This is a genomic window from Terriglobus saanensis SP1PR4, assembly GCF_000179915.2.
Classification (GTDB): Bacteria; Acidobacteriota; Terriglobia; order Terriglobales; family Acidobacteriaceae; genus Terriglobus; species Terriglobus saanensis.
The window spans coordinates 49,351-74,288 of sequence record NC_014963.1 but is presented as its reverse complement, the minus strand read 5'-3'; the positions used below and the strand labels follow the sequence as shown (position 1 = coordinate 74,288).

The following is a 24,938-nucleotide window of genomic DNA, read 5'->3' as shown; positions in this document are numbered from 1 at the left end:
TCCTTTTCCTTTTAGGGGCGCAAAAGAACGCGCGTTCGCACTCAAGATTATAGAGTGCATAGAAGATAGCTGGCATGCCTGCGCGGTTATCGGTGAGCGGCTTAGGCGGTCTGGCCTAGAAGCTGGTCGAGTGTCTCCACTTGAAGAATCTGGCGGTTAAAGACGTGGCCGAAGCGGCTGGCGATGGAGTTGGACGCATTTGCCAAAGTAGGTCTGAGGGGAAATTCTTCTGCGACCTCAAGCTCCAGGCTGGTGACCTGGCGGTCGGTGATGCCGCAGGGGACGATCCACTCGAAGTCGCGGAGGTCGGTGGTGACGTTGAGCGCGAAGCCGTGCGAGGTGACGGCCTGCGAGACGTGGATGCCGATGGCGGCGATCTTTTTCTCCTGAATCGAAGGCCCGGCCATGGTCCAGACGCCGGTGCGCTTGCAGATGCGTTGCGCGAGGACGCCGAAGTCGGAGCAGGTGCGGATGAGGGCCTCTTCCATGAGGCGAACAAAGTCGACCGGGCCGAGGTGCGGGCCTTTTTTGCCGGGGAGGTCGTCTCCGCGGAGATCGAAGATGGGATAGCCGACGAGCTGGCCGGGGCCGTGATACGTCACGTCCCCGCCGCGGTTGATCTCATGAATCTCCGCGCCTTTGGCCGCAAGAAGCTCGTCACTGGCAAGGATGTTGGCGCGTGTGGAGTTGCGGCCGAGGGTGAGGACGGGCGGATGTTCGAGGAGGAGAAGCGTGTCGCCGATCTGCTGCTGCTTGCGCAGGGCGACGACCTCGTTCATGACACGGATGCCTTCGGTGTAGGGGATGCGGCCGAGCTGGAGGAGGTTGAGGATCATGAGGTCTCTGTGAGTGGATCAACCCAGCGCAGGCCTGGGAAGCGGGCGAAGTCGCGGTCAACGCTGCAGAGGGTCGCGCCGTTTTCGATCGCCAGCGCCGCCAGATGCGAGTCCGTCACCAAAGAGGAACGCGCCTGTCCATCCGTGAGGGTCTGACGGAGATAGTTCCAGTGCTCGTTGCCCGTGATTGCAATGGAAACATGGCTGAGACTAAACCATTCGTCGACGATGCCGATTCCCTCTTCCATGGAGAAGCGAGGCCCTGGAAGGGCTTGATGCGTCATGATGCGAAGGAAGGCCATGATGGCGGCGACCGGGATCAGGACCGGCTCGCGCGAGGAGAAGATGCGTTCGATCCATTTGCTGGAGCGTTTGTGATGCGGCGCTGCCTCGTCGTAGGCGTAGATCAGGAGATTTGCGTCGAGCAGGATCACTTCTGCGATTCCCGATCCAGCTGGTCGAGTACCGCTTCAAGATTGTCGTAACTCATGCCCGGGAGCAATCCCAACTTTCGCGACTGTACTTTGAACTTCGGTGCTGGTTCTGTGGACTTAACGGCAAGCGCTGTGCGCAGGCATCGATTGATGGCCTGCTTCATGGGTTCGCCGGAACGGCGCATCTCTCTTTTCAGGAGCGCTGCTACATCGTCGTCTATGGTCAGGGTAGTACGCACATCTTGATGCTTTCATCGAAAGCATCAAGATGTCAAAGATTGCTCGTTTGGGGTAGGGCGCGCTCTTCGAAGTGAGCCTTGAGCTGGAAGCGGTCGGCACGTTCTCCCGCAGGGTTAGAAATGGAACTTGGCTGAGAGTTGAGCCACCCGAGCGTCCGGCGCTTCCGCTGCGATTCCCGATCCACCAAAACGTGTGCTGGATATTTGCCCGAAGCCGGATCCTACCGTTGTATTTGGCGGTCCATACGTTGGAGTATTGAGCGCGTTGTACAGATCGGCACGAAACTCCAGTCTGGTCTCCCGCCACAGTACAAAGTTTTTGGAAAGAGACAAGTCGACACGGTTGTAGCCCGGCCCGTAAATAACCTGGCGCAAAGGTGGCCCGTAGGCTGCGATCCCGCCATGGTCACCGATCGATACCTGGTTCGGACCGAGCGTAGCTCCAGGCGCAGGAGCTGCAACGGCGACTGGCGGGTTGGTATAGGCACAAGGGTTGATCCACGTTTTAACCGTACGAGTCTTCGTAGCGCAGACTACGCTGGGGTCGGGGTTCGAGCCTCCCGTTGCGAAAGGATCACCAATCCTTACAGCGTCTGCATTGCCCACACCGTTGGTGGGATTATTGCCTGCGGTCACCAGATTGGGCTGACCAGTCTCAACACGGAAGAGGAGACCCAGGTTGAAACCGCCCACAAGCGCGTCCACTACCCTCGACTGATTCAGGAATCTGCGCCCATGCCCAACAGGCAATTGATACTGCGCGTTCAGAACGAAGCGGTGGCGTGTGTCTGTTGCGGTTGGGCCATAATCAAAGCCAAAGCCCAACTGTCTCCAGTTGCGATAATTCGATCCGTTGGTTCCGCCGAGCGGCTGGGTGGTGTCATCCAGGCTCTTCGACCACGTATAGTTCGCCATAAAATACAGGCCGCCCTTGGAACGATGCTCGCCTATCACCTGAAGACTGTGAAAATTGGAGTTGCCATCGTTGGCTTCATAACTCCCTCCGGCAAATTGATTGAAGGGCCGGGCATTCTGCACAGAAGCTCCGGGAGGAAGCAGGTTAGGGATCTGGTTGGCGCTGGGATTCGATGTGATATGAACCCCCAGAGCGCCGACATAGCCAACGGTAACCGTTGAGTCGTGGGGAAGCTGCTGCTGCACCGCAAGATTAAATCCCTGCGTATAGGCAGTCTTCAACGTCTTCGGGTACATATTGATGCCTGGGGTCGTGATGAAATTGGACAGGCCCGCCGACAACGCGGCGCTGAATCCATTCTCAAGCGTGATGCCATTCGTAGCGCAGTTGCCCGGCGCGCAGCCACCGCTGCTGAAGTTCGAGGTAAAAAGAAACGGAGCATTCAGTGCAAGATTTGGACTGAACCCCACATTCTCAAAGCCGCCGAAGAAGATTCCGTACCCTCCGCGAATCACCAGCTTGTCATTTGCTGAATAAGCAAAACCTAAACGGGGCCCAAAGTTTAATTTTTGCGCGTCAGTCAGCGCAGGATTGCTGTCATAAACGACGGGCACATTGTTGGCCGCGAGTTCGTTGAGAAATGCCTGGGGCAATGGGTACTGCTTTGCCTTGTTAGGAAGCAGATAGGTCGCAGTGTTATTGGAAAAATCAATTAAGAAATTGGCCTGCCGACCATCCAACTCTACAAAGGGCTGAAAGTAGTCATAGCGGACTCCCATGTTCAGAGTCAGCTTTTGGCTCACACGCCAGTCGTCTTGAAAGTACGCACTGCGATACCAGCGTTGATCGTGGACCAGCGAGAAGTTTGAAACCGAGGCCGTATTCATCTGGTCGAGCAGGAAGTCAGCCCCGCCAAAGCCGGAGTTGGCTTGCCTGGCTTGATCCTGTGTGTACTTGCCGTTGAAGTCATAGTACCCACGTGCCTGCGGTATCTGCAGAGTCTGAATACGAATCCTCTGTAGATTGAATCCGACCTTCATGCTGTGCTTGCCAAACGTCTTGGAGACGTTGTCCAGAAGCTGGGCCACATTCTCAAATTCGTTCGTGGGAAGATACTGTGCCGAGCCGAAGGAGGTAGGGTTCGGATTAGTACTGGTTCCGAGGTTCTGGCCACCGCCAAAATCAAAGAAAGGCAAACCGCCATTCCCGGTCTCGAACGGAATACCCCCAAGCCCAAACTGTGGTGAGAGGTCCGTATTGGCGTTTGGCTGTGCGTACTGCGCGTTGATCCAGTTGTAACCAACTCGAAATTCGTTGGCCAGAGTTGAAGTGAAAAAGTGCGTCTCTGAGAGGGTGAACTGGCGTGCTTTGTCTGTGACGTTACCACTCGTGCCAAAACCTGAACCATCCAGTATGCCGAAAGGGCTTGGATACGTCTGCTGCTGATTGACAACGCTATATTTGGTGAAGATCTGATCTTTCTGACTCAGGTTCCAGTCCAGCCGTCCGTCGTACTGGACTGTGTTGTCTTTCGCTCCGCCCTGAAACTGATAGTTACTGTATGTCTGGCCGGGGGCGCCAAAGTTCGGGGCGGGTAGAAGATTAAAAAGCCCTTGCGCTACAGGGTCGATGAGCTTGGGGTCAATGACGTTGATTTGACCGTTGTACTGTATTGGCACAGGGTTAGGGTTGATGCTGCTGTTTGTACCTGCTGGGTAGAGTGTCTTCGGGTTGCCACCGGTATTTGCAGCGCTGAGCAATTCGCTGAAGTCGCCCGCTCTCATTTTGAGGGTGGGAACTGTGTTGATGGAACTCTGGCCGAAGATAACGCGATTTCCTTCCACATCACCGAAGAAAAAAAGCTTGTTCTTCAGGATCGGTCCGCCGATCGCCGCACCAAACTGATTTTGTCGATACTTCGGCTTGGTAGCTTGAAAGAAGTCACGGGCATTAAGAATGTCGTTCCGCCAGTATTCCCATAAAGTACCGTGAATCTGATTGGAACCGGATTTCATACTCGCGATGACCACTGCACCGGCTGCGCGGCCAAGCTCCGCGTTGTAGCTGGACGTCTGAACTTTGAATTCAGCAAGCGATTCAGGAATAGGCTTGATGACATACATCGCACCGCTTGGTTCATCGACCAACATTGCATTGTTATCGACGCCATCAAAGATGTAGTTGTTTTGTCCCGTTCGCTGTCCGTTGGCTGAAAAATCACCACCGTTCGTTCCGCGAGTTCCTTGCGCAGCCGGAGCAACTCCAGGAGTAAGTTGTGCGATGAAGATAGGATTTCGATTTACTAAAGGCGTCTGGACGATTGCCGCCGCTGGGATCGTAGCTCCCGTGGAAGAGTTATCCGTCTGCAATGCTGCAGGGTCGGTGGTGACCTCAACTGTTTGTGTAACAGAACCGGCCGCAAGCGTTATTGGCACTTGAATACGTGCGGAAGCATTGACGACAAGTCCCTTTTGTTCGGCCTTGGAAAAGCCCTGCGCGGAGACGGTGACCTTGTAGCTGCCGATTTTGATCGGGGTGAAGGTAAAAATTCCCTCACTATCGGCCGTCCGGACCAGAGAGAGCCCCGTGGCTTCATCGACGAGAGTGACGGTGGCGTTGGGGATAACAGCGCCGGTGCTATCGTGCACGGTTCCGGCAAGGGTGCCCTGATCCAACTGAGCATGGGCTGCAGTTCCGCCGAACAGAGAAAGAATGATCGCAAAGATGAATGCGAAGTAAATTGATTCAAAAGAATAACTACTGCGAACTTGATGTCGATGTGAGAGTGATTTTTTTTGGCTTGTTTTGAAGAGCTTGATCGGTTTCGATGATTGAGCGATGCAGCATGCTTGCTCACGATTGAAGTTCTTCATAGATGCTTAAGCCTCTGAAAAAGTAATGCAATCTATTGGCCGCAGCTTATCTACCCAACTTAATCTTTGTCAACAACATCTTCAACACCATGAAGCAACAGCCGTAAAGGTCTAGCTGTGTACGCAAGCTCTGACGCCGATGACCTTGAGCAGATCCTTTAGGAAACAGTGTCTTTCCGCAGAGCCGGGACCACCATCCCGATCTTCTTTTCCAAACCTATCTTCATATCTTCCTGACGCCACTGAAGAAATTCGGCGGTTAGTTGAAATCAACTGGACTTGGCAAGCTCAGGCCATGCGCTTATCGAGAGGAGATGTTACTAGTACGGAGAGAAAGTGATTAGAAAAGCAGGTCCCTTCGTTACGGAATGACAAAGGTGGCTGCGGTCAGGTGAAGCATCTGTACCCGATTCTGCGCGAGTCAGACGGACTGTGGACGGGTATAGGATGATCTTGCTTTTTTCAGGAGGCCATCTTGAAGGCTCAACTTTCGCGCAGGACGTTTCTCGCGCAGGCGGCAACGGCGGTGGTCCTTTCGGCAGCGCACACCCACAAGGCGTGGGCAGCCGAGGAAGAAAAGGTTGGCCTGCAGCTCTATACGGTGGGGACAGCGCTCACGGAGGATCCCGCGGGAACGCTGAAGAAGGTTAAGGCGATCGGTTTTGAAGAGGTTGAGGTCGCGGGGTTTGCGAAACTTACTCCGAAGGCGCTGCGCGGGCTGATCGACGATGCGGGCTTGCAGTGTCCGGCGGCTCATCTGCAGTTTGGCTTTGAAGAGACCGGCAAGGTGCTGGAGCAGGCGAACGATCTGCGTGTGTCGTATGCCGCGAGCTCCATCCTTTTGCCGGGGGCGCCTGTTGCGGGCGGGATCGCTGCGGTGCTGGGGCAGCTGAACAAGCTCACGGCGGACGACTTCAAGAAGATTGCGGAACGGGCCAATCAGATTGGCGAGCAGGCGAAGAAGGCCGGGGTCCAGTTCGCGTATCACAACCATACGCATGAGTTCCGCGACCTTGGCGGGGGGAAGACGGGGTATGAGATTCTGCTGGCCGAGACAGAGCCCGCCCTGGTGCAGTTCGAGGCCGATTGCGGATGGATGATTACGGCGGGTGCGCATCCGGTGGAGTACTTCCGCCGGGTCCCGGAGCGGTTCCGCATGATCCACATCAAAGACTTCCCGGCTTCGACGAAGGTGACGACTGAGATGGGTGGGCCGAATATGCCGCATCCCACTCAGCTTGGACAGGGCCATATCGATTACAAGCCCGTCATCGCCGCGGCACGGCGGGCAGGGGTAAAGCATTTCTTTGTCGAGCAGGACCCACCCATGGTCGGGTTGACCGCGCTGGAGGCGGCTGCGATCGACTACAAGTATGTTCGAAGTGTCTTCTAGGTTTCTGCAAGGAATGCTCGCCGAAGTCGGAGTTCTGGGAAGGCGCGGTTTTGGATTGAAGCAGGTCAGTCGGCTGCCGGGCCGGCGAAGAGGATGAGATTTTCATCTGGATCCGAGACGACAAAGGTTGTGGCTCCCCATGGCTCCTCTTTCAGTGCCTGATGGAACGAGACTCCCGCAGCCTGGTACTCCAGAAACAGTTGCTTGATTTCGTTCGCGGTGGCCACCGTGATGGAAGCGGAGAGTAGATGTTCGCGTTTGCGCGCGTCGCCAGCAAAGATGGGTTCGCGGATCAGCCGCAGGTTGAGGCACGCGCTGTCGCGGAAGACCTGTCCGTAGTTCGGCGGATCGCCGTAGAGGAATGCGATGGCGAAGCCTAGTTTGTGGGTATAGAAATCGCGGGAAGTCGTGAGGTCTGCAACGAAGAGTTGAGGCTCACTTGAAGTAAGAGTGGGGCGTGGTGTCGTCTGCTTGAGTTCATCGGTCATGCATCGCTCCTCTCTGAGCCGGATCGCTTGCCGACGAAAAGTGTACCGGGTGCTCGCATCCCATCGCTACGGGATGATCAAGAGCTTGTGCCCTATTCTTTCGTTCTCTGCGAAAGGAGATCGCAGGGATGTGCTTCGCGCATAACCCACACATCGCAAAGAGCGCGATGTATGGGGCACCCGGTTTTGTAGGTTTTCTGGGGTTTTGTTTGTACGAAGAAGCGGATCTCTTCGCTTTGCTACGGGAGGACAAAGGAAGGGTTGGAGGAAGTTAGTTCTGAGGAATCCCGGGGGTTCGGTGAGGGTGCCCCGCGCTAGCGGTTCGCCCGATCCGCTGCCACAGCTCCCCAGATCATCGCGATCGGGTGAAGCACTGCGATGGCCCAGCCTAAGGTCACGATCCCCAGTGCCACATAGAGGACCAGCATGATCAGCGCACCTGGCACTGTGCTGTACAGCATGTCAAACGGCCCGAGAAAGAAAGTCAGCACCAACGACAGGAGCACGCTTTTACGGTTTGCCATGATTCTAAGATGCGTCTTTCGCATGCATCGGCTGCCATAGCTCGATGGGGTTTCCTTCCGGATCGTGGATGCGTGCAAAGCGACCGTTGGGATAAGTTGTCGGATCGACCTTGACCGCGATGCCTGCTGCTTCGAGCTGGCGGACCATCCTGTCCAGATCGGCCACGCGGAAGTTGATCATCCACTGCTTCGTTGCGTCGCCAAAGTATTTCGTGGTCTCGGGGAAGGGTGAAAATACCGTCTGTCCTGCCTGCTGGTTCCACACGGGATCGTTGTTACTTTGCGGAGTGACGGAGATACCGAGGTGGTCCTGATACCAGTGCGCCAGCGTCTTCGGATCGTGTGCGCGAAAGAAGACGCCGCCGATGCCGGTGACCGTCTCCTTCACGGGGCTCGCAGCGGGCGTCTGCTCTGCTGCCGCAAAAGTTCCCGGCAGGAGTGCCGATCCGGCGGCGGCGGTAAGCGCTACAAGCACTTTGCGGCGTTGCGTCTTCACGACTTCCTCCATTTTTTGCCCAAATTGTACTGTCGCCATCTCTCGCCGTGCAACAGATATGGCTGGAAATGGATGAGAGAAAGCAGATCCCTGCGCTTCGCTACGAGATGACAAATGAGGAGTCAGCAGAAGTTGGGGCTCCGCTTGATTGGCGTAGAGCTGGAGCTTGCGTCAGGGATGATCCCTTTTGGAACGTTGAAGCCATCAAGATAGGTACTTTCATGTTGAGCCCGGCCAACGGCTGAGGAATAATGCGAGTCATGCGGTCCAGGCCGGGCGATTCCTGAGTTGCAAGCAGAGGACGACGCGTGACGAACCAGGAGAGCAATGCCGTGAAGGGTCTGCTGAAGAAGAGAGAGCGCTGCACGTTTTTGCTGGGCGCCGTGCCCTTCGGTTTGTTTCTCCTGGCAGGCTGTGGGAGTGGAACCCACGCGGCGGTCAGCACGCCGGTTACGGTCTCGGGGGCCATCACTCCGACGGTGACCGTGACTGCGTCGCCTGCCGGAAGCATCAGCATGGCGCAGCCCCTGAGTGTCGCGGTTGCGGTCACGTCAAGCTCCGCTACGCCGCAAGGTTCCGTCGTTTTGAGTAGCGGAAATTACGCCTCGTTTCCTGCAAGCATCAGTGCAGGACAGGCCGTGATCCATGTACCGGCTGGACTTCTGGCGGTTGGTACGGATACGTTGACGGCCAACTTCACACCTTCGAATGTGTCCTCCTTCAACAGCGCGTCGGGCACCGCGGATGTGACGGTGACGGATGCAGACGCGGCCACACCGGTTGTAACAGCGTCGAGCGTTCTGTACTCAACGGGTGGCTATGGCAGTCCGTTTCGAGCACTGCCGCTGGCTTCCGGGAACGTGTTGGTGTCGGTCACGGCTGCGACTTCGGGCATGCTGGTGTTTGTGCCTGCCGCTGGCGGTGGGCTCAAGCTTTCGTGTTTCAACTTTGTGCGTCCGTCCTTTGTGCAGGATGGGGCTTCGGACCTCGGGATGAATCTGACGCCGAATGGAGCCGGTGTGGCCGCGACGCTGGGGGTCGATGGAGCGATCTTTTACAACCTGAGCACGCTGCAGACGTGCACCTCCACGGGTCTGCAGGTGAGTCAGGGGCCGCTCGCATCGCATCAGGGTAGCTTCGACGTTGTGGTCACTCCGGATGGAAAGTACGCGTTTGTGGCCAACGAGTTCGGGGTCGCGGCGGGAGCGACGACGGAGGGGAACATCGGTGTGGTCGCACTGCAGTATGACTCGACCGGTGTGGTCACAACGGGAACTCTTCTGGGACAGGTCTCGACGGGCGGACAGGGGATTGCGGGTGTGACGATCTCACCGGACGGAAGCCGTTTGTATGTCACGAGCGAAGTCGCAGGTGCTTCGAGCAAAGCGGCCGGAACCGGTAATCCGGTACTTACAAAGAGCAACTGCACGGAGCAGGCGGGAGTTGCACCGCACGACAATGGGCTGTTGACGGTGATCGACGTCGCCGCAGCCGAGGCCAGTCCATCTTCTTCGGCGATTGTTGCGACGGTGAACGCGGGATGTACACCGGTGCGTGCAGTTGAGACGACGGACGGGTCCACGCTATGGGTGTCGGCACGCGGGGATAACCGTGTGCTGGCGTTGAGCACGGGGATGTTAGAGACGAACCCGGACAACGCGTTGCTAGGGTATGCGGACACGGGCGGGACGGAACCGGTTGGGTTGCGGCTCTTCGACGGCGGGAAGCTGCTGGCGGTAGCGAACTCAAACAGGTTCGAGGCCGGCACGACGGCGAATGCAACGATTCTTTCGGTTGCAGTTCCGGCCAAAGCCAGTGTGGTGCAGACGATCCCCACGGGGCTGTTTCCGCGTGAGATTACGGTCGGAAGCGACGATCGAACGCTCTACCTCACGAACTACAACTCAGGATCGCTTCAGGTCGTTACGACGACCGTTCAGTAGTTGCCGAAGACAGCCAGGACTGGACATTTGCGCGCCTGTTGTACATGGGCCAGGGGATGCTTCTGAACGGTTTTGAAAAAGCAGATCCCTTCGTTTCACTACGGGATGACAAAGGGGCGGGATGACAAAGGCGGCGGCAGGACAAAGAGGGGCGGTGGTTGGTTCCAGAGGTTTCCGGTAGTGGCAAAGGGGCGCGGTCGCCAGCGTTAGTGCAAGGCGCGGTTACCAAGGGTTAGTGCTGGGACGATCTCATTGCTTGGACGGACTTCATGGTGTCCTGAATGCGGTCCTTTTTGACGAAGGGAGTCGTGAAGAAGCGGTCTACCGTTGCGTTGAAGGTAGCCGGGTCGTCGTATGGCACGAGGTGGGTCGCATTGGGAAAGATGACAAGCTCGCCGTTCGGTATGTGATGGTAGATGGTCAGGGTGTGCTCATCGCGGATGAGGTCGTGGTCGCTGGCGAGGATGAGGGTCGGCGCGGTGATCTTTTCAAGCGAGGCGACGGAAATATGGGGTTCATCGAGGAGCATCTGTGCGACCTTCAGCTCGCGCTTGCCTTCGGGGCTTTCTTTTACAGAGGTGGGCGCCGAGGCGATGGACTGTTTGACCATAGCGACGATCTCGGGAACGGCCCCGTCCGGGTCGAGGTTGGCGGCCATGGCCGCGATCTTCTTCACCTTCTCCGGGTGGTCCATGCCGAGCTCAAGGGCCTCAATCGCACCGTCGCTCCAGCCAAGAACGTTGACGGGACCGGTGTGCAGGTAGTCGAGCAGGGCCGCAAGATCTGAGGTCATCTTTTCGTAGTTGATTGGGCCGGGACTATTCGCAGAGCGTCCCTGATCGCGACTGTCCATGGCGATGACCTTATAGCGAGCACGGAAGAACGTGATCTGCGCCTTGAAGTCGGCGATGCTGCCGCCATTGCCGTGGACCAGGAGCAGCGGCTCGCCCGCACCGTAGACCTCGTAGTAGAGGCGAACGCCATTATGGGTAAACGTACCGCTGGTGGCGGGGCTGGGAAGATAGCTTGTCTGCGAAGGCGTCTGCGCCGTTGTGGCAACGGGCAGAAAAAGGGCGAGGAGAATGAGAAGTACTTTGGCATTCATCATAGAGCGCTCAAGAAGCATTTTACGTAGCTCATGGATGTTGCCAATGACCCGCATTTCACGGGATATTTCGAGTTAACTTTCTCCAAAGCTGGTGTTAGGATTCTCCCGCAGCGTCGTAGGCACGTCTCCTCTGAACGTGGGAAACAACCCGTCCGTCTGGCCATCCGTCAGCGCTCTCTGGGCAATTCTCTGGTACTCCAGCTTCACCTCGGCGCTGCATGTTCCTTTGGAGCGAGCCATGGCTAACGATGCAGGTTTCGCCGCGGCGGTGACGATCCGCCAGCAGGTGCTTCACGACAAGTTAACCGCCACGTACGCCAATGGACAGTTTCCGACTACGCTCAATTACCCGCTGCTGGGCGGCCCTCCGGATGCCTCTATCTCCTTGTTCCTGGGTGAGCCCGATATCGCATGCGAGGGAGCGACGAATCTCCTGGTCGTCACAGTCCCTGTCTGGGGCGGGGTGACGGTAACGGAGACAGTTCCGGTGACGGTGCAGATAAAGGGGCTGATTGAGGTCACCCTCGTGCCGGACTTTCAGCTGATCACGGCATCTGATGGGACGCAGACCGCGCAGTTGAACCCGGCGACTACGATTGCGGTCCGCACATGGACGGCGACCGTGACCTCCGCCGACCCTCCCCCGGACGTCGCCAGCTACGTGACTGGCGACATGTTCCGCGTGCGCCTGCAGACGGAGATTTCGTTGGCCCTGTTGACCGGCATCATCTCGTTGCCGCAGATTCCGATCGACTACCTGCATGGAATTCCCGCGTTTGTGGCTGAGAACGGGATTTCATCGGTGGCCGTCGACGGCGCTCTCCTTCTTGGCTTCGCCGTCGAAAGCGATAGCCCAACGGGGCCGCTTCAGGGGGACGTAACGGCTTTGACCGACTTCGCGGGCTCGTTCGCGCTTGCCGCCTTCGTGAACCCTCTTGCAGCGCCGCTCTTCTTCAGCGATGTACAGGACGCCCTCAGCAGCGCCGCCTCAAGCCAAGGCGCAACGCTCGATACCGGCTCGCTGAGCGTCACGCTGGCCGACGGACACGCCCATGTCACGGGGAAGCTGGACGCTACGGGGGGGACGCTGAATTTCAGTTTCGACATTCTTCCGCACATGGAGAACTTCTCCGGGCCGGGGGCGGAGTGGGTGGCCTACACGACGGAGCACTGGGTGGACGACCCCCGTGTGCGCCTCGTGAAGCCGCGTAGCTGGCCAGCGCTCTGGTTCACGACTGGCAACGCGCAGTCGGAAGTGGATGCGAGCTGGTGGGTCGATGCGCTTGAGGTCCTGACGGTCGGATTTCTCCTGCTCGTGTTCCTGCCGAAGTTCAGCAACGCAGAGGGTTCTTTTGACAACAAAGTCGACGACCGTCCGCCCAATGCTCCGTACCCACGGGTGCAGCACACTGCCGCGCCCGCTGGCGGCATCGTCCTGCGTATCGCGCTCGACAGCTTCGAACTCGCAGCGGACGGCATCTCCGTGGGTGTTCACGAGAGCGCCAAGCCGACGACGATTGCTGTGACGGGTCCCGCAATTATTCCGAGCAGCTACGCTACCGAAGTGCTGCACTACACGCTGCGCCTGCCATCGGGCGCGCTTCCCGCTGACCCAACGCTGCGTGTCGCCTGGACTCTGACGGATGCAACATCCGGCGTAGTGCTGGCCAGTGAGGACGATAAGGTGGCCGACCCATCGCCGGGGTTTGAGTTCCAGCCGAGTTCGTTCGTTTCGACCTCCAAGTTCGAGGTGCAGGGTCGCCTGTATCGGCTCTTCGGCACGGAGACCGCCGACGTTGGCAGCGCGGCGACGTCTCTGCAGGTGCGCGGTGCGCTGGCTCCGGCTGCGTATGTGAGCTGGCGCGCGCAATCGGTCAAGCCGCGTGTGGGCTTCGACACGACCAGTGGGCTATGGCAGTACGGCGGAGATGCGCACGTCCAGCGGCAGTCGAAGTGGCACCGCACGGATGCCCCGTGCCAGGCCGCGAGCAAGGGCGTCAACTACGCCGGACGATACGAGCCGCAGTACGCGAACACGCTTCCCTTCCATCTTAAGGACCTCGTTCAGTCTCGGCAGGTCCTATGCGACTACTGCTTCTTTGGCGGACCCGCGGGCACGAATGCGCGATTGTGACGCGTTGCCGACCGGCCTAGCGTGGCGGCACAATCCGCAGCCCCTTTGCGTGCCACGCGTGGAATCCCCCAACGATGTCTGTCGCGCGCCAGAGACCGAGGTCCTGCAGGGCCGCAGCCGCGAGGCTTGAGGTATAGCCTTCCGAGCAGAAGACGATGACCTGGAGGTCGTGATCGGTTGCGACCGGCAGACGTGCGCTGGATGCGGGGTCGAAGCGCCACTCCAGCACGTTACGCTCGACCAGCAACGCGCCGGGAATACTTCCTTCGATTGCGCGCTGGGCTTCGGGACGGATATCGACGAGGACCGCCCCTGCATTCGCTACTGCATCATGGGCTTCTTCTGGAGAGAGCCGTTGCAGCCGGGCGCGTGCCGCGGAGAGCACCTGCTCGATGCTCGTGGCGCCGGTGCGGGCTGCGGGTTTCGACCTCTGCACTTGCCATTCCTGACCGTGCGTTTCCCGATCGAGCGTTTCGACGCGCTCGGATGCGACTTCGCGCGGAACCAGTTGATCTCCATGGAGTTCGTACTCGTTCATCTCGTTGAGCGGAGGCGAATAGGCGTGAATGCTGATAGCTGGCGCGAGATAGACATTGCGGACGTCATGCGTGTAGTCGGGACCGAAAGTGCGCGGCTGGCCCGGAGGGATCGCGAGGGGCTGCTCGCCGTGGCGATGCTCCTGGAGGATGCCCGTTGCGACGACGAAGGCCCCCGAGGACTCGCCGTGGTCGTGGAAGCCGGTGGATTGTCCAGGCATCCAACTGATGGCCCAGATGTCATAGTCCGGACCGTGATACAGCCGCTCGTACCATCGGTCTTCGGTGCGCAGCCGCACGCGATCCATCCATCCAACCGACGACGCGAAGGTCGAGACGATGTCGGCGAGTTCTGCGGGGGTCTTCGAGAGTGTGCCGGATGGGATTTCTGCCGCGATGACTGTGTTGCGGGTGTCCTGTGCAAGTACTTCTTCTGTTGCGAGTTGCATGAAATCTTCTCCAGAGCTGAACCGTCGCAAAGAAGGCATGGATGCCCGCTTGTGGACGGAGATTTACCGAACCAATGATGCGTTCTGGATGAGCTTTCGAGAGGGCGCTTCAGGAATCTCTGAGCAGGTCGCAGCTCACCCGACGAGGGGAAGGTCGCAGCGACAACAGTGAAGCAGAGGAAACGCCATACTTCGACGCTACCATGGCCTGAAGAATCGGGTCAATGGCGGGGAAGTCCGGCTTCATTGAAGCCTGCGATTTCTTTTCCATGGAGTGATAAATCACAAAGGCGCTTAGCGAAACCTTAGCTGCGTGTCCGCACACCCTTAGATAAGTCAACGGAAGCCGACTTTGCAGGACTTACGAGCAACGTGCGCACCGAGTCTTTGCTTGAACCTGCTGCACGAGATCCTGTATCGCTTCTGCGACGGCGTCCGGCTTCTGCTGGTGCATGAAGTGTCCGGAATCAGTTATCGCCCGAAGCTGTCCATATCGCGACCGTTTGGCAAGATCAATCTGATGGTCATGCCACTCAGCATTTAACGCGTCCAGCTGTTGCGGATTCAACATTGGAAAGACTGAAGCTGGAACCTTCTCCGTACGCTCCAAGACAATCAGGGGGATGTCTGCGTGCCAGGCAAGCTTCTGATGATCGGGAAGGTAGCCGTTGTCCCGCTGAAAAGTTGGATCATTCCATTTGGGGTCCAGCTGGTTCGAGATGGCGGCCATGCGCCACTCCTGCTCCTCGTGCGCTGAATCTACAAAGACGAGACCCGCGATTTCATGGGAATACGCCTGCTGATAGCGTCGCAGGAGAATGCCACCGTCCGACGCTCCAACAAGAACGAAGGGCTGTTTCAGATGCGCTGACTCAAAAAAAGCGTGAGCATCGGAGATGACCTCATCGATGGGGCGGCGCTGGGGAGGGGCTTCGTTTGGTAGGTGGTCACTACGTCCGGCTCCGAGGGCATCGTAACTGCAGATTCGGATGGTCGGGCGTACCCTTTCCTGCACTTTCGCCCAAGCATCAGCTGTGCCAAGGCCTCTACCGGTGGCGAGGATAACGGTAGGAACTGCGTCCTGATCTCCGGAACATTCGAGGAACATATGCTGTCCGGTGGGAAGCTGCACGAGGCGGCTCAGCTCGTGCTGTTGTGTCGGCGCTGGAGATACAGGTCTTTCCTGTGCGCAGGCATGCACGATCGAGCTATTGCCGACCCTGCAAAAGCCGAGGGCGGTGCCAAGGGTAAGAGTGCACGCGACAGTGGTTGCAGCCATTACGAGCTGCGCGCGTTCCAAGCATCTAGGGGCGGAAAGCACGACTGTCTCGCGGACGACCTCCCACCAAACCCGAAGGATTTCATGAGTGCCTTGCTGCCGAGCACGTTCAAGCTCATCGCGAAACACCAGACGCATTTCGTCTCCGTAGTGCGCTATCAAATCATCGCTCTGGAACATGAGGAGACGGTCAAAGAGGAAGCTGTGCAGTTGATCCAAACGACTCATTTCTGATCTCCAATCTTGAGTAGTTTCCTGCTCCGAGCGAGGTTGAGCACAGCCTGTTGACGTTGAAATTCAGCACCGAGAAGACGCTTTCCCGTTGAGGTCAGAACATAGGTTCTACGTCTGTCCTCGATAGTGGTTAGGGTTTCGGAGATGAGCCCCTGGTCTGTGAGCTTTTTGATGGTTGTGTAAAGCGTGGCAGGGCCCATAGTGAACGTACCTTCGGAAAGTTCACGGATGTCCTGCATGATGCGATAGCCGTGCTTCTCTTCTTCGGCCAACGCGAAGAGCACAAAGAAAGACGCGGTCGGTAACGGCAGTTTCTCCAGCAGGTCATCATCAAATCGGTGGGAGTTCGCCATTGATCGAACCTCTATATCGGATTATGATATATCCAAGATGGATAGTGTCAAGCGAAAGCCGCCGAGGTATCGAAATAGTTTTATGGACAGAACCTATGTGGAATGCCCTGCAGTGAAAGGGCAAAGGATCGAGAGGCCATGCTGCTATGACAGCGCGCTCGGCGTCCGTGAACTGGAGATCGTGTTTGCGGACGACTCCATGTTTGTTTGGCGGGTTGTGAACGATCTGAGAGCTACAGGTTAGCTGTTCGCATCTACCCCAGGAGGGGTTGGAGGTGGCGACGATATCCCTTTGTTTGAAACCGCTGTCTAGATCTCAGTGAATCGATGAGTACCGACAAACGCACTTTCCGGCATTTGACGATCGCTGACGAGAAAAACTTAGCAGGACTCAGCACTGAGAGGCATGTGCTGCGTCATGAAGACAGACCGCCTTGCGACGGTCTGTCCAGGAGAAAGAGTTACGCGATCTGAACTACGCGTTCACGTTCTCTTCCACCGTTTTTATGGCGCTGCGGATGACATCGAGCACCAGCTCAGGCTGCGACAGCATCGGGACGTGGCTGCTGTTGGCTTCTGTCGTGGTAGCCCCCATGCGCTTGGCGACGAAGCGTTGCAGCTCCGGGTGGACGGTCCGGTCGTTTTTCGCCACGACGTACCAGGTGGGCTTTGACTTCCAACCGATGCCTTCGCCCTTTTCGGCGAACAGCTGCGCAGCGCATGGCGCGTGCGTGGCCCAAACGACCTTCTGCTCTTCCGGACTGAGGTCCCCGGCAAAGTGCTCGATGCCCTCGGGCTTCATCCATGCGCGGCCATCGGTAATTTCGGCGTACGAAAAGACCTCTGTCGTGGGGAACTTAGCCTGCTGGCTCTGCGAGGTTTCGTCTGCGTCCGGTGCAAGAGCGGCGACGTAGACGAGGCCCGCCACCTGGGGATTCACTCCGGCGTGTGTGATGACCGTGCCGCCATAAGAATGACCGACCAGAATGGTTGGACCGCTGACGCGCGCGATCGTGCGGTGTGCGGCGGCCACATCGCCTGCGAGAGTGTCGAGGCCGTACTGCGCTGCGAGCACCTGGTGACCCTCCGCCTGAAGAGCGGGTATGAGTTTGCTGAAGGATGAGCCGTCGGCCCATATCCCGTGGACGAATACGATGCTGGGTTTGTTTTTCGTTGACATAGCGATACTCCTTGATTGAGATTCGGAAAACATTCAGCGTCTCCCGATCGCTCTACGTTCCTCCTGCTCGGGGCACCAAACAAATACTTTGTGTGACATAGATATGCTTGAAAAGCATAGGTCGAGGGATATGGAACTTCGCCACTTACGTTATTTCATCGCAGTCGCCGAAGAAGGCAGTCTGACCAACGCAGCCGAGCGGAGATTACACACCGCCCAGCCCTCGCTGAGCCGGCAGATTCGCGATCTCGAAATGGAGGTCGGCGTAAAGCTGCTGGAGCGCAGGGCGAGGGGGATTGAACTCACTGCAGCCGGACGGATCTTTCTCGATCATGCACGGCTTGCGCTGATGCAGATCGACCTGGCCTGCGAAGCTGCGCGCGGTACGGAGCAACCGGGGAAACCGGGGTTTGTCATAGGCTTCCTACCGGGACAGGAGGTGATCTGGCTCTCTGAGTCGCTGCGCATTCTGCGTGAGGAAGCGCCCGGTGTCGAGGTGACACTTTCGACGAAATCTTCACCCGAGCTTGCTCATGCGTTGATGCAAGGCAAGATCGATGTAGCCCTGCTGAGACGCGAAACGCGGACGGCGGGGCTGTCCTTCAAGTTCCTTGTCAAGGAACCTCTGGTCGCGATCCTGCCTTGCCGCCACCGTCTGGCCCGGCACAAATCAGTGCGGCCGGAAGACCTATGTCGCGAAAACTTCATCAGCACGGCGCGGGCTGCTCCTGTTCTCAAGACCGTGATCGATGATTACGCGGCGAAGATGGGGATCCCATTGAAGCAGATCAGTGACGCCGAAACCCTGTCCGGTGGAATGTCGTTGGTCGCATCCACCGGCGGCTTCACACTCCTTCCGCTCTATGTGCGAAACGCACTCATCCCGGCCGTCGTCGCTCGCCCTCTGCACGGCGACGTTCCCACCATCGATTTGGTGATGGGCTATAACAAGTCGAACACGTCTCCGCTGCTCAAGAGATTTCTGCTTCGCGTGGATGAGCTGGTCAGTCGGACACCTCAGCCAGAATACTCACTCCGTTCTCCAAGGCGCGGCGGCGGCAATCCATCCGCCTGAAGACTATCGGAGAGATGTGCTTCTAGTCAGACCTGATCACTGAGAAGAAGCTGACTTATCGTCGCCGATCCAGCGCAGGATGGTTGCTCGTCCGTCCGCGGCGCTTGCGTGGAGACCGAAGGTTACTCCGGCTTACGGGCGGCGGTATATGATGCCGTTCTTCATCACGAAGCGCACGCGGGCGACGGCGGAGATGTCCTGGAGCGGATTGCCATCGATGGCGATGACGTCGGCGTAGAAGCCCGGTTTGAGTTGGCCGATGGAGTCGGCCCAGTTGAGAAGACGCGCTCCGTGGAGCAGGTCGGCACGGAGGACATCGGCAGCTGACATGCCGTTTTGCACCATGAGCTCAAGTTCGCGCGCCTGGGTGCCGTGTGGGAATGGGCCGACATCCGAGCCGACGGCCATGGGGACGCCAGCGGCGAGCTGGCGCTTGAACTCGGCGTTATGAAGGGTGATGAGGGTCTGTTCCGCCTCCATGCCCGCGGATGTGGAGCTGTGAGCGGCGAAGTATTCGCTGACGGTGAAGGTGGGAACGGCGAAGATCTTTTTTTCGCGCATCACGCGCATGGTTTCGTCGGAGATCTGATAGGCGTGATCGATGGACGCCACGCCAGCTTTCGCTGCGTAGAGCGTGCCCGGTTCGCCGGTGGCGTGTACGGCTACAGGGATGCCCTGGCGGCCCGCTTCATCGATGGCGGCGGTGAGTTGGGACTCTGTGAACTGGAATGGAGTGTGGAGGCGTCCGTCGGGTCCGCCCTGGTCGCGGCCCGTTTCGTAGATCTTGATGTTGTCGGCGCCTGCCTTGATCTGGCGGCGAATGGTTGCGATGAGTTCGTCTGTCGAGTTGGCGTAGTCGGCGTTCGAGGAGATGTGCTCGTCGGGATTGAAATGGATGGCGTCTTCGTGGCCGCCGAGGATGGAGATGGCATTGCCTGAGATACGCAGACGCGGGCCTGGGATGAGGCCGTGGTTGATGGCGTCGCGGACGGCGGTGTCTGCTGAGCCTGCACCCTCTGTGCCCATGTCGCGTTCGGCGGTGAAGCCAGCCATGAGGTCCTCGCGCGCCGCGAGCGCCGCCAGGATGGTGCGCTCGGGGACGGACTCGCGAACGGTTTGCATGTCTTCGTCGCCGGGGTGGAGAAATAGATGAACGTGGGCGTCGATGAGACCGGGCATGAGGGTGGCCTGCCCGAGGTCCACGGTGGTGGCGCCGGCTGGGTGGGTAACGGTGCGGCCTGCCTCCGCAATGCGCTCACCGCGCACCAGGACTTCGCCCGGGGAGATGAGCGCCCCTGCTTGCACGTCGAGGAGATGCGCCGCATGGAGGATGGTGATGGGCTGGTTTTGTTGGGCGTGGGCAGGATACGCAAACGCAACGGCTGCGAAAATAGCCGTGCTCCAAAGACCATGACGGAAGGAATTAGCCATGGTTGCTACTGTAGCAAGCAGGCCGCTGTTCCCTGCCATCCATCGATGTCCCTAGTACTTTGCCAGGCAACTTTTGTTGTCCTGCACGGAGGTCAGCACGCGTTGCTGCGAGGTCAGCGAGCGGCTCCAGCAGTAGCCCGTGGAATCCTTCGAGAGGAAGCTCGACGAGCTCGCGGTTGGGCCGACGGCGAGTACCGCCGTGAGCGTGGAGTTATAGACCTCGGTGTCTTTGCTCTTTACTTCCTCCACCGTCTCTGAACTCGCGAGCGGGAAGCCATTGAGTGTCTTGCTTTCACTGACTTCATGTTGCTGATCTGCACTGACGATCTGCGTGTAGGTTCCATCGGTATTTTGCAGGAAGGTGTAATCCAGCTTCAGCGGGAAAGACCAGTGCTTTGCTACCTGTTCTGAGAGAATGCCCAGCTTCGTGGTGGTCTTCGAATCGACGGTGCTCGTCTGGTCCACGTTCTGATACTCCGGAACGCCTGCGGTGGCCACGTTGAATGTCTGGTTGCTGTTGAAGTCGACGGTGGCCTCCACAGTCGTTTCCACGCGTCCTAGCCCTGTGTTGACGTACCCCTTCACGGTGAACTTCCGTTTTGAGCCAACGGTCACCGTGCCGGTGGTAGCACCGTTCGCCGTGGTGAGGTTGGTTACAACGTAGGGCACAGGTTCAGCAGAGAGCGTGTTTTCCAGGACATCGCCACCGGTTTCCGCGCGGAGCTTGTCGCGGAAGAGCAGCAGGTTTGCCGTCGCAAGGAAGAAGCTGTTGGCGTTGTAGACGCTGATGCCGATGGTGTGGGGCTTGCCGTCGCTGAGCAATCCGGCAAAGGGTGTGAGGTCCACACGATAGGGTTTGAAGTTCAATGTCTCCACGCCGGGGATCGGCTCCCATAGATAAGGATCGATGCCGCCTGTATAAATCCACGGCGATACGGGCGCGACACCTGCGGCCCTGCCGTCGATGGTGATCTCTGTTTCGCGGAAGGCGGTGCCCCCGTAAGTTTCCAGTTCACCGGCGACATCGTTTGGGACACCGAGATACCAGAACTCATCGCCGGACTGGCTCTGCGCGATGACGTCCAGGTAGGCCTTGGTGAGGTTGCGCGGCAGCGTGACCGTGGTGGAGAGCACGCTGCTGGTTGTGTCCAGCTCATAGGGGCTGTTTGCACCGCTCACAGGGACCACCAGATCAGGCGCATCCGCAGGAAGGTTACGCAGATTCGCCGGATAGAACTGCAGCGTAGCGGTACCGTAGATGCCGCCGTTATAGGTGCTATTGAAGATGTTGTAGATGATCGCATTGCCGGTCTGCGCGGTCCTGAAGATTGCGGACAAGTCCGTCACATCGCGCTCGACGTGCCAGGAGGGGCTCAAGGCTGCACGCGGCTCCGCCGTAGTGCCGTAGTAGATGTTCGCGTTGCCGAGATACAGGCTGGCCGTGCGGTCGTACTGGCGGCCTGCGGTGACGGTAAAGTCCAGGTTCAAGACCACCTTTGCCCACGGTCCACTGCACGCGGAGGGAGGCGTATACGTCAGCGGGTGCGCGGCGTAGTCGTTGAAGGCTTCGTTGCTATACAGCGTGACGGTACACGGCTTCGTGGAGGGCCGCGTCACCAGAGGCTCCGCCGTTGCCGGGTTGGATGAGCCCACCACAGGCGTGGTTGGAACCGTGACCACCTGCGCCCCAGCTACACCGGGAACGTAAAGGCCTGGAACGCAGATGCCTGCTGCGATCACTGTTTGAAAGAAAGCTGCACGAAATCGAACCGACACGCCCATGCTGACCCTCGCTCCACTGCAAAATAAGGAGTTACGACGGGCTCCAAGCTACCACATTTAAATGAGCAAAAATCTTAGTGACGGCGATGTACGATCCTGCGGCGAAGGATGGCGTAGTGCCGTTCCGATCTGGGAGGAAAGAGTACCTTCGGCCTTCGTGAACTTACAAATACGCTTGCTGTTAGCACTTAGACATAGACAAATTCCTTGCGCTGCATCCGTACGACCAGTGCAAGCCAGAGATCAGAATCCAAGGTATCCACTACCGTCACGACACGATCCTGATATCGTATCGCCAACATCAACCGCCGCCCGTCTCTTTCCGGGACGATCACCCACTCCTGGACGCGGTAAACACTAAACCATTGGCGCTGCACGCGCATGCCCAGAATGCGGTAGTCAATCCCGATGACATGCCTCTCGAAGGTCACTTCCTTCTTGGCAAGTTGCCGATATAGGACACGGAGGGCAAGCGACGTTATGACGAGAAGGATGCTGCACGCGATGTAGTACAGGAATGAAAAGCTGGATTCCGAGCGAGCAAGCGAGAGATAGAAGCAGACGCCTCCATACCAGAGGCTTGCGCTTGCGGATATCGTAGCTACGGCAACCTTCCAAGTGGCATTCGGCGGAGGAACGTGAAGACGCAACTCCGTTTCAGTCTCATCGATCTGATAATCCCGTGCCATTCTGCCCATTCAAACAGAAAGACACCGATTTATGCGCAAGTCCCAGGCCCCTGGGACTTGCGCATGGCCTGATCAAGGCCGCTCAAGCTGCTACGCAAGCATGCCGCTCTTCGTTGTTTTGAAAGCATAGTCGAGCCACTCGAGGAGATATTGGATATCGCTTGTCTCTACAGTGGCGCCGCCCCAAATTCTCAGGCCCAGGGGGGCATCGCGATAGGATGCGATGTCGAACCCGGCGCCTTCCTTTTCGATCAAGCCCGTCATGGACTTTAGAAACGTGGCCTGCTTCTTGCTGTCCCATTTCACGAAGTCCGGGTCATTGATTGTGAGACAGATCGAGGTCGAGGATCTTGTGGCGGGGTCCGTTGCGAGGAAAGCAGCCCAGGAGCTTGCCTGCTGCCATGCGGAGATTGCCTTGAGGTTTCGTTCGGATCTTCCGATCAATTCGCTGATGCCGCCAATTGACTTTGCCCATCGCAACCCATCGAGAGCATCTTCGACAGCCAGCATCGAGGGAGTGTTGATCGTCTCGCCGCTGAAGATTCCTTCGATCAGCTCGTTCCCCTTCGCAAGGCGAAAAATCTTAGGAAGTGGCCGGGGGGACTTGTAGGAAGTCAATCGTTCCACTGCACGCGGACTTAGAACGATCATGCCGTGCGCCCCCTCTCCGCCAAGCACCTTCTGCCATGACCAAGTTGTGACATCCAACAGCTTCCATGGCAGGTCCATAGCGAATACGGCGGAAGTTGCATCGCAAAAAGTCAGGCCCTCTCGTGTTTCGGAGATCCAATCTCCGTTCGGTACGCGAACACCCGAGGTGGTCCCGTTCCAGGTGAAAACGATGTCCCTGGACGAATCGACTTGATCGAGATTTGGAAGCTCGCCGTAGGGGGCTTCAAAAACATTCACATCCGTCAGCTTGAGCTGCTTTGTGATGTCGGTCACCCACTCCTTGCCGAAGCTCTCCCACGCCAGTACGTCCACCCCACGTGCTCCAAGCATCGACCAGAGGGCCATTTCGATGGCGCCCGTATCCGAGCCAGGAACAATACCAATGCGGTAGTCACTGGGAATGCCGAGAATCTCACGAGAAAGCTCGATCACCTCTTGAAGCTTCTCCTTGCCTCGCTTTGAGCGATGCGAGCGTCCAACGAGGGCGTCACTCAGAGAAGACAGCGACCAGCCGGGCCGTTTCGCGCATGGCCCTGACGAAAAATGTGGGTTGGTTGGTAGGTTTGCAGGTCGAGTAACTAGCTCTTTCAATGAATTCATCCTATGTCCGGTCGTTTGCGAGATCTTGCCACGTTTCTAGGATAGACGCTAACGCGTCTGGCAGTGCGCCACCGCAACCCTCATCGTTGAATGATCCAAGCTACTTTGCAGACTTCTGGATAAGGCAAAACCCCTCGCGCATGGCGAGGGGTCTGTGGTTTGCGCATCGTCTCATCGTTATGCGAAGGTTTCGCCGACCATCTCTTCGCTCTTCTTCCAGAGTGCCTTCGCGGTTTCGGGATTAAGCGCATAGGCGCGCACACCCCTGCTGATCGTGGTTACCTGCGCATCGGCGGGGAGCAGTTCGGCGACCTGGCAGTCTTCACAATACTTGCCTCCGACTTCGTCAGCAGGGGCGACCACTCCAGCCCAGACCGAGGTCGCGGCACCCTGCGGAACCGACTTCATTTCGAACGGCGGGTCGCCTGCCGCGGCTCGCTGTTCCTGGATCTGTTGTATCCATGCCTGGATAGCTCCCTCTGGCATATGCCGAGCGAGTTCGGTCAGGATGCCGCCAGGATGAACGGCCGTGGCACGCACGCCGCGGTCGCGATGGCGGCGATCGAATTCGACTGCAAAAAGAATGTTCGCGGTCTTTGAACGCCCGTAACCGAGAAAGGGCTCATACGGCGTCGTTTCAAAGTTCGGATCGTTTAGATCGACATCACTGAAACGGTGTCCCGACGAAGACAGATTCACGAGACGTCCTCCATCCTTGATGAGCTTCGCAATGCGGTTCACAAAGACGAAGTGGCCCAGGTGGTTCGTACCGAACTGCGTTTCGAAGCCATCCTCCGTCTTCTCAAGCGGAGTAGCCATCACGCCTGCATTCGCGATGACCACATCGAACAAGCGTCCATCGGCGACCAGCTTGTCTGCGGCAGCACGAACGCTCTTCAAGCTGGCGAGGTCTAGCTCAATCAGTTCGAAGCTCGTGCCCTTCTCCGCCGCGATTTTACTGCTCTCCGCAGTTGCCTTGCGCGCCTTCTCCAGATCACGCGCCGTCCCGACAACATCCGCGCCATGCGCCAACAGCGCACGCGCCGTCTCCACACCGATACCTGCCGAAACGCCCGTTACCAGAATCCGTTTACCCTTGAGATCGACGCCTGCGAGAACCTCGTCCGTGGTTGATTTCGCTCCAAACTTTGCTGCCATGCTGCACTCTCCTGTAAAGCTGTTTAACGTGGGCCATAGCCCGGAACTAAAACGGAGACCGTCTCCGTTATGTAGAATGAGACTATCGAAGATCGCCTTCGGTTTCAAAAAGCTTT

General features: G+C 58.0%; 22 protein-coding genes. 4 read left to right on the top strand and 18 right to left on the bottom strand.

Annotated elements, in window-relative coordinates; translation table 11 throughout:
* Positions 1-101: 101 nt before the first annotated feature.
* The 4 genes from lipB to ACIPR4_RS00355 form a co-directional block, all read right to left on the bottom strand.
* Entirely contained in the window at positions 102-836 is a 735-nt protein-coding gene (lipB, locus tag ACIPR4_RS00370) for a lipoyl(octanoyl) transferase LipB (protein WP_013566647.1), read from the bottom strand.
* On the bottom strand, positions 833-1,270 hold the full coding sequence (locus ACIPR4_RS00365; RefSeq protein WP_013566646.1) for a TA system VapC family ribonuclease toxin: 438 nt from the start codon (positions 1,268-1,270) through the stop codon (positions 833-835). The genes lipB and ACIPR4_RS00365 overlap by 4 nt, the downstream gene beginning before the upstream one ends.
* Positions 1,267-1,509 carry a DUF2191 domain-containing protein gene (locus ACIPR4_RS00360; protein WP_013566645.1) on the bottom strand — a complete coding sequence of 81 codons (243 nt, stop codon included), beginning with the start codon at positions 1,507-1,509 and terminating at the stop codon, positions 1,267-1,269. Before ACIPR4_RS00360 ends, ACIPR4_RS00365 begins: the two co-directional genes overlap by 4 nt.
* Positions 1,510-1,623: 114 nt before the next feature.
* Positions 1,624-5,100: a TonB-dependent receptor gene (locus ACIPR4_RS00355; protein WP_245536410.1), complete on the bottom strand. Its 3,477-nt coding sequence runs from the start codon at positions 5,098-5,100 to the stop codon at positions 1,624-1,626.
* 673 nt (positions 5,101-5,773) lie between these two features.
* Here ACIPR4_RS00355 and ACIPR4_RS00350 point away from each other — a divergent pair.
* Positions 5,774-6,691, top strand: a complete 918-nt coding sequence (locus ACIPR4_RS00350; RefSeq protein WP_013566643.1) for a sugar phosphate isomerase/epimerase family protein — start codon at positions 5,774-5,776, stop codon at positions 6,689-6,691.
* Positions 6,692-6,756: 65 nt separating this feature from the next.
* On the opposite strand, the gene ACIPR4_RS00345 is transcribed toward ACIPR4_RS00350, so the two are convergent.
* The 3 genes from ACIPR4_RS00345 to ACIPR4_RS00335 form a co-directional block, all read right to left on the bottom strand.
* A complete protein-coding gene (locus tag ACIPR4_RS00345; protein ID WP_013566642.1) occupies positions 6,757-7,179 on the bottom strand; it encodes a VOC family protein in 423 nt (140 codons plus the stop codon).
* Positions 7,180-7,493: 314 nt separating this feature from the next.
* Positions 7,494-7,703, bottom strand: a complete 210-nt coding sequence (locus tag ACIPR4_RS00340; protein ID WP_013566640.1) for a hypothetical protein — start codon at positions 7,701-7,703, stop codon at positions 7,494-7,496.
* Between the two features lie 4 nt (positions 7,704-7,707).
* The gene (locus tag ACIPR4_RS00335; protein WP_013566639.1) at positions 7,708-8,199 is read right to left on the bottom strand and encodes a VOC family protein; all 492 of its coding nucleotides are present in this window, start codon (positions 8,197-8,199) and stop codon (positions 7,708-7,710) included.
* A 308-nt stretch (positions 8,200-8,507) separates the two neighbouring features.
* Between ACIPR4_RS00335 and ACIPR4_RS00330 the strand changes: the two genes are divergently transcribed.
* Positions 8,508-10,142, top strand: a complete 1,635-nt coding sequence (locus ACIPR4_RS00330; RefSeq protein WP_013566638.1) for a hypothetical protein — start codon at positions 8,508-8,510, stop codon at positions 10,140-10,142.
* A 232-nt stretch (positions 10,143-10,374) separates the two neighbouring features.
* Here the strand turns inward: ACIPR4_RS00330 and ACIPR4_RS00325 are convergent, their stop codons facing one another.
* Positions 10,375-11,250 carry an alpha/beta fold hydrolase gene (locus tag ACIPR4_RS00325; protein ID WP_187290225.1) on the bottom strand — a complete coding sequence of 292 codons (876 nt, stop codon included), beginning with the start codon at positions 11,248-11,250 and terminating at the stop codon, positions 10,375-10,377.
* Between the two features lie 72 nt (positions 11,251-11,322).
* Complete coding sequence (locus ACIPR4_RS22645) at positions 11,323-11,490, bottom strand: hypothetical protein (protein WP_187290224.1); 168 nt, start codon at positions 11,488-11,490, stop codon at positions 11,323-11,325.
* Between ACIPR4_RS22645 and ACIPR4_RS00320 the strand changes: the two genes are divergently transcribed.
* Entirely contained in the window at positions 11,489-13,384 is a 1,896-nt protein-coding gene (locus tag ACIPR4_RS00320) for a hypothetical protein (protein WP_013566636.1), read from the top strand. The genes ACIPR4_RS22645 and ACIPR4_RS00320 overlap by 2 nt on opposite strands.
* A gap of 16 nt (positions 13,385-13,400) precedes the next feature.
* On the opposite strand, the gene ACIPR4_RS21320 is transcribed toward ACIPR4_RS00320, so the two are convergent.
* From ACIPR4_RS21320 to ACIPR4_RS00295, 4 genes are all read right to left on the bottom strand, one after another.
* Entirely contained in the window at positions 13,401-14,369 is a 969-nt protein-coding gene (locus ACIPR4_RS21320; RefSeq protein ID WP_013566635.1) for a rhodanese-like domain-containing protein, read from the bottom strand.
* Between the two features lie 361 nt (positions 14,370-14,730).
* Complete coding sequence (locus ACIPR4_RS00310; RefSeq protein WP_013566634.1) at positions 14,731-15,876, bottom strand: alpha/beta fold hydrolase; 1,146 nt, start codon at positions 15,874-15,876, stop codon at positions 14,731-14,733.
* The gene (locus ACIPR4_RS00300) at positions 15,873-16,235 is read right to left on the bottom strand and encodes a PadR family transcriptional regulator (RefSeq protein WP_013566633.1); all 363 of its coding nucleotides are present in this window, start codon (positions 16,233-16,235) and stop codon (positions 15,873-15,875) included. Before ACIPR4_RS00300 ends, ACIPR4_RS00310 begins: the two co-directional genes overlap by 4 nt.
* Before the next feature lie 475 nt (positions 16,236-16,710).
* Positions 16,711-17,415, bottom strand: coding sequence for an alpha/beta fold hydrolase (locus tag ACIPR4_RS00295; protein WP_013566632.1), 705 nt, complete (start codon positions 17,413-17,415; stop codon positions 16,711-16,713).
* A gap of 130 nt (positions 17,416-17,545) precedes the next feature.
* Between ACIPR4_RS00295 and ACIPR4_RS00290 the strand changes: the two genes are divergently transcribed.
* Positions 17,546-18,490 carry a LysR family transcriptional regulator gene (locus tag ACIPR4_RS00290; RefSeq protein WP_013566631.1) on the top strand — a complete coding sequence of 315 codons (945 nt, stop codon included), beginning with the start codon at positions 17,546-17,548 and terminating at the stop codon, positions 18,488-18,490.
* 132 nt (positions 18,491-18,622) lie between these two features.
* Here the strand turns inward: ACIPR4_RS00290 and ACIPR4_RS00285 are convergent, their stop codons facing one another.
* From ACIPR4_RS00285 to ACIPR4_RS00265, 5 genes are all read right to left on the bottom strand, one after another.
* On the bottom strand, positions 18,623-19,960 hold the full coding sequence (locus ACIPR4_RS00285; protein WP_013566630.1) for a metal-dependent hydrolase family protein: 1,338 nt from the start codon (positions 19,958-19,960) through the stop codon (positions 18,623-18,625).
* A 12-nt stretch (positions 19,961-19,972) separates the two neighbouring features.
* Entirely contained in the window at positions 19,973-21,703 is a 1,731-nt protein-coding gene (locus tag ACIPR4_RS00280) for a peptide-N4-asparagine amidase (RefSeq protein WP_013566629.1), read from the bottom strand.
* Positions 21,704-21,891: 188 nt separating this feature from the next.
* Positions 21,892-22,392, bottom strand: a complete 501-nt coding sequence (locus tag ACIPR4_RS00275) for a hypothetical protein (protein WP_013566628.1) — start codon at positions 22,390-22,392, stop codon at positions 21,892-21,894.
* A 90-nt stretch (positions 22,393-22,482) separates the two neighbouring features.
* Complete coding sequence (locus tag ACIPR4_RS00270; protein ID WP_041585840.1) at positions 22,483-23,664, bottom strand: phosphoserine transaminase; 1,182 nt, start codon at positions 23,662-23,664, stop codon at positions 22,483-22,485.
* A 177-nt stretch (positions 23,665-23,841) separates the two neighbouring features.
* Positions 23,842-24,822, bottom strand: a complete 981-nt coding sequence (locus tag ACIPR4_RS00265) for an SDR family NAD(P)-dependent oxidoreductase (protein WP_013566626.1) — start codon at positions 24,820-24,822, stop codon at positions 23,842-23,844.
* Positions 24,823-24,938 lie beyond the last annotated feature (116 nt).